A 14,074-nucleotide genomic window follows, 5' to 3' on the forward strand; every position below is an offset into this window, starting at 1 on the left:
CCGAACTCAGCAGTGAAACGATGCATCGCCGATGGTAGTGTGGGGTTTCCCCATGTGAGAGTAGGTCATCGTCAAGATTAAATTCCGAAACCCCTATCTGCGTATGCAGGTAGGGGTTTTGTTTTTGGCCCCCCTGTAGGAGCGAGCTCGCTCGCGAAAAACCTGCGAGCGCTGCGGGGCGTCAGGTTTCCCGCGTCATCGTTAACGTCCATCGCGAGCAGGCTCGCTCCTACAATGAAGCCAATCGCCTTCAATGCTAAAGTCGTCCCTCGAATTTGTATTATCCAAGGAAGCCTTTATGCCGGACGCGACGTCCCTCAGTGCTGGTTTTATGGTGGTTCACGGCAACCGCCTGGACGAGTTGCGCAGTCTGGTGGTCAGCTGGATGCGACGCTACCCGCTGGCTCCCCTGGAGAACGAAATCGCGTTGGTGCAAAGCAATGGCATTGCCCAATGGCTGAAGCTGGCACTGGCGGAAGATTCTGAAGAAGACGACATGGGAGGCTGCGGCATCGCTGCCGCCATTGACGTGCAGTTGCCCGGCAGCTTCATGTGGCAGCTCTATCGCATGGTCCTCGGCCGCGACGAAATTCCGGTCAAGTCCCTGCTCGATAAAGCCCCACTGACCTGGCGTCTGATGCGCCTGCTGCCGCAGTTGATCAATCAGCCGCACTTCGAACCGCTGCAGCGTTTCCTGACCCATGACACCGATCTGCGCAAGCGCTATCAATTGGCTGAGCGTCTGGCGGATCTGTTCGACCAATACCAGGTGTACCGGGCCGACTGGCTCGAAGACTGGGCGGAAGGTCGCCATCAAACAAGAAACGCCAGGGGTGAAGCCAAACCCCTGACCCCGGCCAATTGCTGGCAGGCAGAGCTATGGCGCGCACTCTTGCTGGATGTGGGAGAAGAAGGCATGGCGCAAAGCCGTGCCGGTGTCCATCAGCGATTTGTCGAGCGTATCAACCATCTCGAAGCAGCCCCCAAGGGTTTACCCTCGCGAGTGATCGTTTTCGGGATTTCTTCGCTGCCTGCACAAGCCCTGGAAGCACTGGCGGGACTGGCACGGTTCAGTCAGGTTTTGCTGTGCGTACATAACCCGTGTCGTCACCATTGGGCGGACATCGTCGCCGATAAAGACCTGTTGCGGCATCAATACAAGCGTCAGGCCCGCAAAAGCGGCATGCCGGTAGTGATCGATCCGCAAACCCTGCATCAGCATGCGCACCCGTTGCTGGCCGCATGGGGCAAGCAGGGGCGGGACTATATCAACCTGCTCGACAGTTATGACGATCCCAACAGCTATCGTTCGGCATTCCGCGACGGGCGCATCGACCTGTTCAGTGACGGTCAGCCGCTGAATGTGCTCAACCAGTTGCAGGATGACATCCTCGAGTTGCGCCCCCTCAACGAGACTCGGGAGCGTTGGCCGGCTATCGATCTGCAGCAGGACGAATCGATCCGTTTTCACATCGCCCATAGCGCCCAGCGAGAAGTCGAGATCCTCCACGATCAACTGCTCGCGCGCTTCAGCGCCGACCCGACATTGCGACCCCGAGACATCATCGTGATGGTCCCGGACATCGACAGCTACGCACCGCATATTCGTGCCGTGTTTGGTCAGCTTGACCGCCAGGATCCTCGCTTCATTCCGTTTACCCTGGCTGACCAGGGCCAGCGTGGTCGCGATCCATTGCTGATTGCTGTCGAGCACCTGCTCAAGCTGCCTGACAGCCGATTCCCCGTCAGTGAGATTCTCGATCTGCTGGACGTCCCGGCACTGCGTGCTCGCTTTGGTGTCGAGGAGCGTGACCTGCCGACGCTGCACCGTTGGATCGAAGGTGCCGGTATTCGCTGGGGCATGAATGCCGAGCAACGTGCCGGGCTCGGGCTGCCCAACGAACTGGAGCAAAACAGCTGGCGCTTCGGCTTGCGACGGATGTTGCTCGGTTATGCCGTTGGCAGCGCCGATGCTTATGAGGGTATCGAGCCCTACGACGAGATCGGTGGTCTGGACGCTGCGCTCATCGGTCCGCTGGTTGCGTTGCTGGACGCGCTGGAAGTGGCTCACCACGAGCTCTCTCAGCCGGCATCGCCAGGGCAATGGGGCTTGCGCTTGCAGGCGTTGGTGCAGTTGTTCTTCCTTGCTGGTAACGAACACGATGACTACTTGCTGGCCCAGCTCGAAGAGCTGCGTGAGACCTGGCTCGAGACCTGCGAATCCGTCGGATTGCAGGATGAGTTGCCGCTGACCGTCGTCCGTGAAGCCTGGCTTGCAGGTCTGGATCAGGGGCGTTTGTCCCAACGTTTTCTGGCCGGTGCGGTCAACTTCTGCACCTTGATGCCCATGCGCGCTATCCCGTTCAAACTGGTGTGCCTGCTGGGCATGAATGACGGCGATTATCCGCGCGCGCAACCGCCGCTGGATTTCGATCTGATGGGCAGTGATTACCGTCCGGGTGACCGCTCCCGGCGCGAAGATGACCGTTACCTGTTACTGGAAGCCTTGTTGTCGGCACGGGACCAGCTCTACATCAGTTGGGTGGGCCGAAGCATTCGCGACAACAGCGAGCGGCCTGCCTCGGTGCTGATCGGCCAGTTGCGTGACCACTTGGCCAGCGGTTGGCGAATGCTGCAAAGCGACGAGGATCTGCTGGAAGCCATGACCCGGGAACACCCGTTGCAACCCTTCAGTGCTCGCTACTTTCACGACGGGGATGAGTCGTTCAGCTACGCCACCGAATGGCAGGTCCTGCATCAAGCGGCAGAGCAGCATCCAAGCGCCGAAGTGCTCGGGCCCCACATTCAGGACGAACCACTGAGTCTCGGTCAACTGCAGGATTTCCTGCGCAATCCGGTACGGCACTTTTTCAGCCAGCGACTGAAGGTCTTCTTCGAGGCGGCAGAAGTGCCGTTGGCCGATGAAGAACCCTTTGTCCTGGATGCGTTGCAGCGTTACAGCCTCAGCGACCGTTTGCTCGAAGCGGCGCTGGCAGATCCTGGAAATACCGGGCAGGCACTGGAGGATCAGGCGAAGCGTTTGCAGAACAGCGGGCTGCTGCCGATGGCCGGATTCGGTGAGTGCCTGCAACGTGAGTTGATCGAGCCATTGCCTGACTTGCTGCAACGCCACCAACAGCTCCTGGCGTTGTGGCCAACACCGCTGAGCAGCGCGTTGCCCGTCAGTCTTGAGCTGCAAGGCCTGCACATCGAGGGCTGGCTCGGTGGCCTGCATCAGCGTGCTGATGGTGGTTTGTTGTCTATCACAACGATCCCCAACAGCATCGGCTCGATCAAGTCGCGCAAATGGCATCGACTGACACGCCCTTGGGTCAATCATCTGATGGCTTGTGCCAGTGGCATGGCGTTGACCACCGCATTGGTGGCCAGCGACGACAGCCTGTTGCTCGGTCCGCTGGACCAGTCCACGGCGCGGAAAATTCTCGGTGATCTGTTGATGGCCTGGCAGTCGGGGATGCGCCAGCCTCTGCCGATCGCGGTCAAGACAGCCTTCGCGTGGCTGGGGCAAACCGACCCGGTCAAAGCCGAAGCCGATGCGCGCAAGGCCTATGAAGGTGATGGGCAGACGACGGACGGAGAGCGTCGCGAAAGCCCGGCGCTCGCTCGCCAGTTCGCTGATTACGATGCCTTGGTCGCCGACGAGACGTTCCCCCAATGGTGTGACGCGCTCTATCGCCCGCTTCTTGAAGCGCCCTGGTGTTCCCTGTCCAGCGAGGAGTCGCGTTGATGAGCACGAAGACACCTTTGGCCCTGGCATTCCCGCTCCGTGGCAGCCAGTTGATCGAAGCCAGTGCCGGGACCGGCAAGACGTTCACCATTTCCGCGTTGTACCTGCGTCTGGTGCTTGGCAACGGCGGGGAGGACAGTGGTTTCGGGCGTGAGCTGTTGCCGCCGCAGATCCTCGTCGTGACGTTCACCGACGCCGCTACCAAAGAGCTGCGCGAACGCATTCGCACGCGGCTCGCCGAGGCTGCACGTTTTTTTCGCGATGAAACACCAGCCCCCGACAGCCTGATTGCCGAGTTGCGTGATCAGTACTTGCCCGAGCAATGGCCCGGATGCGCAAACCGCCTGGATATCGCTGCCCAGTGGATGGACGAGGCTGCGGTGTCGACCATCCACAGTTGGTGCCAGCGCATGTTGCGCGAGCACGCATTCGACAGCGGCAGCCTGTTTACCCAGACCCTGGAAACCGACCACAGCGACTTGCTGGGGGAAGTCCTGCGCGATTACTGGCGGCTGTTCTGCTACCCGATGCAAGGTGACGCCTTGAATTGGGTGCGCAGCAATTGGGGCGGACCGGCGGCGCTGCTGCCGCGGATTCGTGCACTGTTCGCCAGCGAGCGGGATACCCTTGAAGGGAAAGAACCCGCCGAAGTGATTTCGCAATGCTTGCAAGAGCGAAGGGCGGCCCTGATCGAACTCAAGAAGCCCTGGCTGCAGTGGGCGGACGAGTTGCTTGCGATCTGTCACCAGGGCGTTGCCGGCAAGGCTGTCGACGGTCGCAAGATGCAGGCTCGCTATTTCGAGCCCTGGTTTGAAAAGATCAAAGCCTGGGCCGAGGACGAATCCCTCGAGCAACTGGATATCGGCACTGGTTTCACTCGGTTGACCCCGGATGGCATGGCCGAAGCCTGGAAGGGCGAAGCGCCTCGACATCCGGGGCTCGATGGGATGGCCGGGCTCAAGGCCTGTCTCGATGGGCTGCCGACACCTGATGCCGCCGTACTGCAACATGCGGCTCGCTGGGTCGGGGCGCGATTCGAGGAGGAGAAGCGCCGCCGCGCGGAAATGGGTTTCGACGACATGTTGCTGCGCCTTGATGCGGCCTTGCAGTCCGATGGCGGCGAGCGACTGGCAACCCTGATTCGCGAGCAGTTTCCGGTGGCACTGATCGATGAGTTCCAGGACACCGACCCGGTGCAATACCGGATCTTCGAGAGCATCTACCGCATTGAAGAGAACAGCCCCGAGTGCGGCCTGTTCCTGATCGGCGACCCGAAACAGGCGATCTACGCTTTTCGCGGCGCCGACATCCATACCTACTTGCGCGCCCGCCAGGCCACTACTGGCCGCCTGCACACCCTGGGCACCAACTTCCGCTCAAGCCATGGCATGGTCAACGCGGTGAACCATGTGTTCGCGCGCGCCGAAGCCCGTGAGTCAGGACGCGGCGCGTTCCTCTTTCGGGAGAAGAATGGCGACAACCCGGTTCCGTTCACGCCGGTTGCCTCCCAGGGCCGCAAAGAAGTCTTGCGCATCAATGACCAGGCAATCCCTGCCTTGAACATCTGGCACTTGTCGGCCGAACAACCGTTGTCCGGTGCGGTGTACCGGCAACATCTGGCGGCTGCCTGCGCCAGTGAAATCACGGCATTGCTCAATGGCGGGCAGCAGGGGCAAGCGGGATTCACCCAGGACGGCAAAGCCTTCAGGGGCCTGCTACCGGCGGACATCGCCATCCTGGTGCGCGATGGCAAGGAGGCGCAGGCGGTTCGTGCGCAATTGGCCGCCCGTGGTGTGCGCAGTGTTTATCTGTCGGACAAGGACTCGGTGTTCGCCGCCCAGGAGGCGCATGACGTGCTGACCTGGCTCAAGGCCTGCGCCGAGCCGGATGTCGAGCGACCGCTGCGGGCTGCGTTGGCCAGCATCACGTTGAACCTGTCGTTGACGGAACTGGAGCGTCTGAATCAGGACGAGTTGGCCTGGGAGTCCCGGGTCATGCAGTTCCGTGGCTATCGCGAAGTCTGGCGCAAGCAGGGCGTACTGCCGATGCTGCGACGCTTGCTGCACGACTTCCGTTTGCCCCAGGCTTTGATCGCCCGCAGTGACGGCGAACGCGTTTTGACCAACCTTTTGCACCTTTTCGAACTGCTGCAACAAGCCGCCGCTGAGCTCGATGGCGAGCAAGCCTTGATCCGGCATTTGTCCGAGCATCTGGCGTTGTCCGGGCAGGCTGGAGAAGAGCAGATCCTGCGTCTGGAAAGTGATGAGCAATTGGTCAAGGTCGTGACCATCCACAAGTCCAAAGGCCTTGAATACCCCTTGGTGTTCCTGCCGTTCATTTGCTCGGCGAAACCAGTGGATGGCAGTCGCCTGCCGCTGCACTACCACGATGAATCCGGCAACGCCCAAGTCACCTTGAAGCCGACGGCAGAATTGATTGCCCTGGCTGACGATGAGCGTCTGGCCGAGGATCTGCGCTTGCTCTATGTCGCCCTGACCCGGGCGCAACACGCCTGCTGGCTGGGGGTGGCCGACCTCAAGCGCGGCAACAACAATGGCTCGGTGCTGCATCTGTCGGCATTGGGTTATCTGTTGGGCGGCGGTGCGCCATTGGCCGAGTCCCCGGCGTTGCAGCGTTGGCTGCAGGATCTGCAACAGGACTGCCCGGCGCTGGCGTATGCCGAGATGCCTGAAGCAACAGCAGAGCATTATCAGCCACCGCAAAACGATGCGGCGCTGCTGGTTCCGCGGGTTCCGAAACGCAAGGCCAGTGAAAACTGGTGGATCGCTTCCTACAGCGCGTTACGCATTGGCGACACCCTGAGTGTCGGCACGGACGAGGCGCCGGAGAGCCCGCAGGCGCAAAAACTGTTCGATGACGAACGCCTCGATCCGCAGGCCCCCAGGGAGGTGGTTGCCGGTGGTGGTGATATCCATCGCTTCCCGCGCGGCCCGAATCCCGGCACCTTCCTCCATGGCTTGCTCGAATGGGCGGGGGGCGAGGGTTTTGATGCGGCACCACACGAGGTGATCGACGCCATTGCCCGTCGCTGCAACCGTCGAGGCTGGGAGGGCTGGATCAGTACCTTGAGTGACTGGCTGCAGCATCTGCTCAAGTCGCCGTTGCAACTGGGCGCTGGTCAGGCACCGGTGGTATTCGGCCAGTTGACGCAGTATCAGGTCGAGATGGAGTTCTGGTTCGCCAGCCATAAGGTCGATGTGCTCAAGCTCGATGCGCTGGTGTGCCAATACACCCATAACGGCGTGGCCCGGGTGGCCGCGGAACCGGTGTTGCTCAACGGTATGTTCAAGGGCTTCATCGACCTGACGTTCGAACATGACGGCCGTTATTACGTTGCCGACTACAAATCCAACTGGCTCGGCGTCGATGATGCGGCCTATACCGCGCAGGCCATGGAACAATCGATTCTCGACAACCGTTATGACCTGCAATACGTGTTGTACCTGTTGGCCCTGCACCGCCAGCTCAAGGCGCGGCTCGCCGATTACGACTACGACCGGCATGTCGGCGGTGCGTTGTACCTGTTTTTGCGCGGTACGCGTGCGGCCAGCCAGGGTGTGTTTTTCGCCCGCCCGCCAAGAGAGCTGATCGAGCGTCTGGACAGGTTGTTCCAGGGCAAGCCAGAGCCCAAGGCCGAACCCGCTTGGGAACAGGGAGTACTGTTATGAGTCGCACATTCGCCGATTTGTTGCCCACATCGCTGGCAGCCGAAAGCCTGGTCGATCTGGTGCCGCTGAGTCGTGCCGACGACTTGCTGTTGTTGCTCACGCGTTGGGTCGAGCGTGGCTGGTTGCGCGCGCTGGACAAAGCCTTTGTGGCGTTTCTACATGAACTGGCACCGGAGGATGATCCGTTGGTGTTGCTGGCAGCCGCGCTGACCAGCCACCAATTGGGTCACGGGCATGTCTGCCTCGACCTGTTCGAGACGCTGAAAGAACCGGACTTCGCCCTGTCGCTGCCACCCGAAGGTGACGTGCAAGGCGGCGCGATGTTGTTGCCCTCGCAATTGCTGGGATCGCTGGACGGTGCTCATTGGTGCAAGGTGCTGGCCGCCAGCAACCTGGTCGCACTGGCTGCTGACAGTCGTGACAACGTGCGTGACCGGCCTTTGGTGTTATCGGGCAAACGCTTGTACCTGCGCCGCTATTGGGCCTACGAGCGGCGGATCGACCTTTCGTTGCGCGAGCGTTTGACGGAACACGAATCCACGCCGATCGACTTGCTCCAGCGTCTCACCGGGTTGTTTGGTCCTGCCCGGCCTGGTGACGTGATCGACTGGCAGAAGCTGGCCTGCGCCCTGGCGACACGCAGCGCCTTCAGCATCGTCACTGGGGGGCCGGGAACCGGCAAGACCACCACCGTCGTGCGCTTGCTGGCGTTGCTCCAGGCGCCGGCGGTCGAGGCCGGCATGCCCCTGCGCATTCGTCTCGCCGCACCGACCGGCAAGGCCGCGGCGCGTCTGACAGAATCCATCAGCCAGCAAGTCCGGACCTTGAAGGTTACGGAGGACGTTCGGGAAAAGATTCCGTCCGACGTCACCACCGTTCACCGCCTGCTCGGCAGCCGGCCCGGGACTCGTCATTTCCGGCACCACGCGGGCAATCGCCTGCCGCTGGATGTGTTGGTGGTGGACGAGGCCTCGATGATCGACCTGGAAATGATGGCCAACCTGCTCGACGCCTTGCCCGCCCATGCGCGCCTGGTGCTGTTGGGGGACAAGGATCAACTGGCTTCGGTAGAAGCCGGTGCGGTACTGGGGGATCTGTGTCGCGACGCCGAGGCTGGCTGGTACAGCCCGCAGACGCGCCAGTGGCTGGAAGCCGTCAGCGGCGAGAGTTTGCAGGCCAGTGGATTGCAGGAGGACACGCAGGGCGCTCATCCACTGGCCCAACAGGTCGTGATGTTGCGCCATTCCCGGCGATTCGGTGAAGGTAGCGGTATTGGCCAACTGGCTCGTTGGGTCAACCAGCAGCAACCCGAAGAAGCACGCAAGTTGTTGTCTGCGCGAAGCCATGACGATGTGTATGCCTTGTCCCTCAAGGGGGAGCAGGACCGGGCCCTGGAGCGCTTGCTGCTCGAAGGCCACGGTGAAGGGCCGCAGGGTTATCGGCACTACCTGAGCCTGCTGCGCAATCAGCGCCCGGCGCTCGATTGTCCGTTGGAAGATTCACGCTGGACCGACTGGGCCCGGGAGGTGTTGCAAGCCTTCGACGCGTTCCAGTTGTTATGTGCCGTGCGCAAGGGGCCGTGGGGTGTGGAGGGCTTGAACCAGCGAGTGACGGACGCCTTGCTAAGGGCACGCCTGATCGACAGTGACCAGCAGTGGTACGAAGGCCGTCCGGTTCTGATGACCCGCAATGACTACGGCCTGGGTTTGATGAACGGCGATATCGGCATCGCCCTCAAGCTTCCGGAGCGTGAGGGCCCCGAGGCCGGCAAGCAGGTTCTGCGTGTCGCCTTTCCGCGCAATGACGGCCAGGGTGGCGTGCGCTTTGTCCTGCCGAGCCGGCTCAATGATGTCGAAACCGTGTACGCCATGACCGTGCATAAATCCCAGGGCTCGGAATTTGCCCACACCGCGTTGATCCTCCCCGACGCCTTGAACCCCGTGCTGACCAAGGAACTGATCTACACCGGGATCACCCGGGCCAAGAACTGGTTCACCTTGATCGAGCCCCGCACAGGGGTGTTCGAAGAGGCGGTGAGGCGCAAGGTCAAGCGCTTGAGCGGGTTGATGCTGGGGCTCGGCGCCGACTAGTCGGCAAACAGCATCTCCCGGCTGTCACCCATCAACAGTCCATGATTCTGTTCTGTGACCGCGCGGATGTAATCCCACAACAGGGTGATCCGCTTGAGCTTCCTCAAATCCTCCCGGCAGTACATCCAGAACTGTCGGGTGATATTGATTTCCTGCGGCAACACCGGCAGCAGGCGAGGGTCCTGAGTGGCGAGGAAGCATGGCAGGATCGCCAGTGAGCGTCCTTGCTGCGCGGCCACAAATTGCGCGATCACGCTGGTGCTGCGCAGGTTGGCGCTGGCGCCGGGCAATACGTTGGCCAGGTACAGCAGCTCCGAGCTGAACGCCAGGTCGTCGACGTAACTGATAAACGAATGTTTGGCCAAGTCTGCCGGTCGGCGGATCGGTGGGTGGTTGTCCAGATAGTCTTGGGTCGCGTACAGCTGCAATCGGTAGTCGCACAGCTTGCAGCAGACGTACGGTCCATGCTCCGGGCGCTCCAGGGCGATGACGATGTCGGCCTCGCGCTTGGACAGGCTGATGAAATGCGGCAGCGGCAGGATATCCACCGAGATGGCCGGGTAGGTGTCGACGAAGTGGCTCAACTGCGGTGTGATGAAAAAGCTGCCGAAGCCTTCGGTGCAGCCCATGCGCACATGACCGGACAGCGCCACGCCGGACCCGGAAACCTGCTCGCACGCCATGTGCAAGGTACTTTCTATCGACTCGGCATATCCCATCAACCGCTGGCCTTCGGCGGTCAGGACAAAGCCGTTGGTCCGGGATTTTTCGAACAGCAAAGTGCCCAGTGCGGTTTCCAGGGAGCTGATGCGCCGCGACACCGTGGTGTAGTCCACCGCCAGGCGCTTGGCTGCGGTGCTGGCCTTGCGGGTGCGGGCGACTTCAAGGAAAAACTTGAGGTCATCCCAGTTCAGCGAACCGAGGGAGGTGATGTTTTTTTGCATGTTGGACCGGTTTTTATGTGCGTTCTTATCAGAAGTTTGCACATCTATACTCCAAAAACAGCCCGTTAACCAATTCGCGGCGCATGCCTCTTCTCAAGGCGACTATTTCGCCTTGGCTCCCAAGATAACAACAAAGATCTGGAGACCCACATGAACGTATCGCTCACGCCCCATGACACCACCGTGCAGAAGGTCAAACTGTTGATCGACGGCCAGTGGGTCGAATCCAAGACCACCGAATGGCACGACATCATCAACCCGGCGACCCAGCAAGTGCTGGCCAAGGTGCCGTTTGCCACAGCTGAAGAAGTCGATGCTGCCATCAGCGCCGCTCATCGTGCATTCCAGACCTGGAAACTGACACCCATCGGCGCGCGCATGCGCATCATGCTCAAGCTCCAGGCGCTGATTCGCGAACACTCCAAGCGCATCGCCGCGGTCCTCAGCGCGGAGCAGGGCAAGACCATTGCCGACGCCGAAGGCGATATATTCCGTGGCCTGGAAGTGGTCGAGCACGCCTGTTCCATCGGCAGCCTGCAAATGGGCGAGTTCGCTGAAAACGTCGCCGGTGGCGTCGACACCTACACCCTGCGCCAGCCGATCGGCGTGTGCGCCGGCATTACCCCGTTCAACTTCCCGGCGATGATTCCGCTGTGGATGTTCCCGATGGCCATCGCCTGCGGCAATACCTTCGTGCTCAAGCCGTCCGAACAGGACCCGATGTCGACCATGCTCCTGGTGGAGCTGGCCATCGAGGCGGGTATTCCGGCCGGTGTGCTCAACGTCGTGCATGGCGGCAAGGATGTGGTCGACGGGCTCTGCACCCATAAAGATATCAAGGCGGTTTCCTTCGTCGGTTCAACCGCCGTCGGTACGCATGTCTACGACCTGGCCGGTAAACACGGCAAGCGTGTGCAATCGATGATGGGCGCGAAGAACCACGCCGTGGTGCTGCCGGATGCCAATCGCGAACAAGCGCTGAATGCGCTGGTGGGGGCCGGTTTCGGTGCCGCCGGTCAACGCTGCATGGCCACTTCGGTGGTGGTGCTGGTGGGCGCGGCCAAGCAATGGCTGCCGGATCTCAAGGCGCTGGCGCAGAAGCTCAAGGTCAATGCCGGCAGCGAGCCAGGCACTGATGTTGGCCCTGTCATTTCGAAAAAGGCCAAGGCGCGGATTCTCGACCTGATCGAGAGCGGCATCAAGGAAGGCGCGAAACTGGAGCTGGACGGTCGCGAGATCTCGGTTCCAGGTTACGAGAAAGGCAACTTTGTCGGCCCGACCCTGTTCTCCGGCGTGACCACCGACATGCAGATCTACACCCAGGAAATCTTCGGCCCGGTGCTGGTGGTGCTGGAGGTTAATACGCTCGACGAGGCCATCGCCCTGGTCAACGCCAACCCGTTCGGTAACGGCACGGGCCTGTTCACCCAGAGCGGTGCGGCGGCGCGTAAATTCCAGAACGAAATCGACGTCGGCCAGGTCGGTATCAACATCCCGATTCCGGTGCCGGTCCCGTTCTTCAGCTTCACCGGTTCGCGCGGTTCCAAGCTCGGCGACCTCGGCCCGTACGGCAAGCAAGTGGTGCAGTTCTACACTCAGACCAAGACCGTCACCAGTCGCTGGTTCGATGACGACAGCGTCAACGACGGTGTGAACACCACGATCAACCTGCGTTAAGGAGCCGGACATGAAAATCGCTTTTATCGGTCTGGGCAACATGGGCGCGCCGATGGCGCGCAACCTGATCAAGGCCGGCCATGCACTGCGCCTGGTGGACCTGAACAAGGCCGTGCTGGCGGAACTGGAACAACTGGGCGGCAGTATCAGTGCATCGGCCCGTGAAGCGGCAGAGGGCGCCGAACTGGTCATCACCATGCTGCCTGCCGCCGTGCATGTGCGCAGTGTGTGGCTGGGTGAAGACGGCGTGCTCGCCGGTATCGGCAAAGGTGTGCCGGCCGTGGATTGCAGCACCATCGATCCGCAGACCGCGCGGGACGTGGCCACCGCCGCTGCCAAACAGGGCGTGGCCATGGCCGATGCACCGGTCTCTGGCGGCACCGGTGGCGCAGCCGCCGGGACACTGACCTTTATGGTCGGCGCCACCCCCGAACTGTTCGCCACCCTGCAACCGGTACTGGCGCAAATGGGCCGCAACATCGTCCATTGTGGTGAGGTCGGTACCGGGCAAATCGCTAAAATCTGCAACAACCTGCTGCTGGGGATTTCCATGGTCGGCGTCAGCGAAGCCATGGCGCTGGGCGATGCCCTGGGCATCGACACCAAGGTGCTGGCGGGCATCATCAACAGTTCCACCGGGCGTTGCTGGAGTTCGGAGATGTACAACCCGTGGCCGGGCATCGTTGAAACAGCACCGGCGTCGCGCGGTTACACCGGTGGTTTCGGTGCCGAACTGATGCTCAAGGATCTGGGGCTGGCCACTGAAGCGGCGCGTCAGGCGCACCAGCCGGTGGTACTCGGCGCGGTGGCCCAGCAGTTGTATCAGGCGATGAGTTTGCGTGGGGAGGGTGGTCAGGACTTCTCGGCGATCATCAATGGTTATCGCAAACCCTTGTAGGAGCGAGCTTGCTCGCGATGGTCGTTAACGATAATGCGGGGGGGCTGACACCCCGCGTTGTTCTCGGGTTTTTCGCGAGCAAGCTCGCTCCCACAGGGACTGCATGTACCCAAAGATATTTACCGGGAGATCACGTCGGGTGATCCCCCGGTTTTTTTGTATCAGGCAAACACGAAATATTTGCGCACGGTTTCCACCACTTCCCAGGTGCCTTTCATTCCCGGTTCGATGACGAAAATGTCGCCGGCGCGCAGGTGGATCGGTGCCATGCCTTCCGGGGTGATGACGCAGTAGCCTTCCTGGAAATGGCAGTACTCCCACTTCACATATTCCACGTACCACTTGCCCGGCGTGCAGATCCAGGTGCCCATGATTTTGCTGCCGTCTTCACTCGTGTAGGCGTTGAGGTTGACAGTGTGCGGGTCGCCTTCGAGTTTTTCCCATTTGCAGGCGTCGAGCACGGGCAGCGGGTGGGTATCGCGAAGTACGGTAATCGGTGCGGTCATGATGACTCCGGGCAGTGGGCTCAAGAACTGAAGTCGCACCCTATAGCGCCTGCCCATCGTTCAGTTGTCTGTGCTCGACACTGAGCTGTCCAGAAACGCACAACCCTCAAGGACGGGTCAGCGGGCAGTCGAGCCTGGATTGTTCGAGGCTGTTCTCGAACTCGACCAATTGTGAGTGCTGTTGCGACAGCGCCGCTATCCGCTCGGCGATTTCCTGTTTTTTGCTGGCGATGATCTGGTGTGCCCGTTCCCATGGTAACTGCGGACCCTGATGTCCGGCGAAGACCGACTGCAGTTCCTTGAGCCTGAAACCCAACTGCTGGGCACATTTGATGAACATCAGCAGGTCGACGCTGTGCTGGTCATAGATGCGGTACTTGCCCTGGCGGCTAGCGGCAGGCAGCAGGCCAATCGACTCGTAATGACGGATGCTTTTGACCGTGGTTCCGGAACGTTGCGCGGCTTGGCCGATGTACATGGGAAGGTCCTTTTCTCCGAGGATAAAGCTCGGCGCATTATCGA

General features: G+C 61.1%; 8 protein-coding genes. 5 read left to right on the top strand and 3 right to left on the bottom strand.

The features are described from left to right. The first annotated feature begins 298 nt into the window (after positions 1–298). The 3 genes from recC to recD are packed head-to-tail and all read left to right on the top strand — an operon-like array spanning position 299 to position 9,527. Positions 299–3,748, top strand: coding sequence for an exodeoxyribonuclease V subunit gamma (gene recC / locus KGA98_RS16815; RefSeq protein WP_223502853.1), 3,450 nt, complete (start codon positions 299–301; stop codon positions 3,746–3,748). After that, positions 3,748–7,437 carry an exodeoxyribonuclease V subunit beta gene (gene recB / locus KGA98_RS16820; RefSeq protein ID WP_223502854.1) on the top strand — a complete coding sequence of 1,230 codons (3,690 nt, stop codon included), beginning with the start codon at positions 3,748–3,750 and terminating at the stop codon, positions 7,435–7,437. Before recC ends, recB begins: the two co-directional genes overlap by 1 nt. Next, on the top strand, positions 7,434–9,527 hold the full coding sequence (gene recD, locus KGA98_RS16825) for an exodeoxyribonuclease V subunit alpha (protein ID WP_223502855.1): 2,094 nt from the start codon (positions 7,434–7,436) through the stop codon (positions 9,525–9,527). Before recB ends, recD begins: the two co-directional genes overlap by 4 nt. Here recD and KGA98_RS16830 read toward each other — a convergent pair. After that, the gene (locus KGA98_RS16830; RefSeq protein WP_223502856.1) at positions 9,524–10,471 is read right to left on the bottom strand and encodes a LysR family transcriptional regulator; all 948 of its coding nucleotides are present in this window, start codon (positions 10,469–10,471) and stop codon (positions 9,524–9,526) included. The two genes, recD and KGA98_RS16830, sit on opposite strands and share 4 nt — an antisense overlap. Before the next feature lie 150 nt (positions 10,472–10,621). Here KGA98_RS16830 and KGA98_RS16835 point away from each other — a divergent pair, with 150 nt between their 5' ends. Next, positions 10,622–12,148, top strand: a complete 1,527-nt coding sequence (locus KGA98_RS16835) for a CoA-acylating methylmalonate-semialdehyde dehydrogenase (protein ID WP_223502857.1) — start codon at positions 10,622–10,624, stop codon at positions 12,146–12,148. Positions 12,149–12,158: 10 nt separating this feature from the next. Beyond that, the gene (gene mmsB / locus KGA98_RS16840; protein WP_223448199.1) at positions 12,159–13,046 is read left to right on the top strand and encodes a 3-hydroxyisobutyrate dehydrogenase; all 888 of its coding nucleotides are present in this window, start codon (positions 12,159–12,161) and stop codon (positions 13,044–13,046) included. A gap of 161 nt (positions 13,047–13,207) precedes the next feature. On the opposite strand, the gene KGA98_RS16845 is transcribed toward mmsB, so the two are convergent. Together KGA98_RS16845 and KGA98_RS16850 are read right to left on the bottom strand one after the other, a co-directional pair. Beyond that, positions 13,208–13,552 (bottom strand): cupin domain-containing protein, encoded by a 345-nt coding sequence (locus KGA98_RS16845; protein WP_007988984.1) that lies wholly within the window; start codon positions 13,550–13,552, stop codon positions 13,208–13,210. A gap of 106 nt (positions 13,553–13,658) precedes the next feature. After that, entirely contained in the window at positions 13,659–14,030 is a 372-nt protein-coding gene (locus KGA98_RS16850) for a MerR family transcriptional regulator (RefSeq protein ID WP_218494840.1), read from the bottom strand. Positions 14,031–14,074: the final 44 nt, after the last annotated feature.

The organism is Pseudomonas sp. BF-R-24 (assembly GCF_019947335.1).
GTDB classification, from domain to species: domain Bacteria; phylum Pseudomonadota; class Gammaproteobacteria; order Pseudomonadales; family Pseudomonadaceae; genus Aquipseudomonas; species Aquipseudomonas jessenii.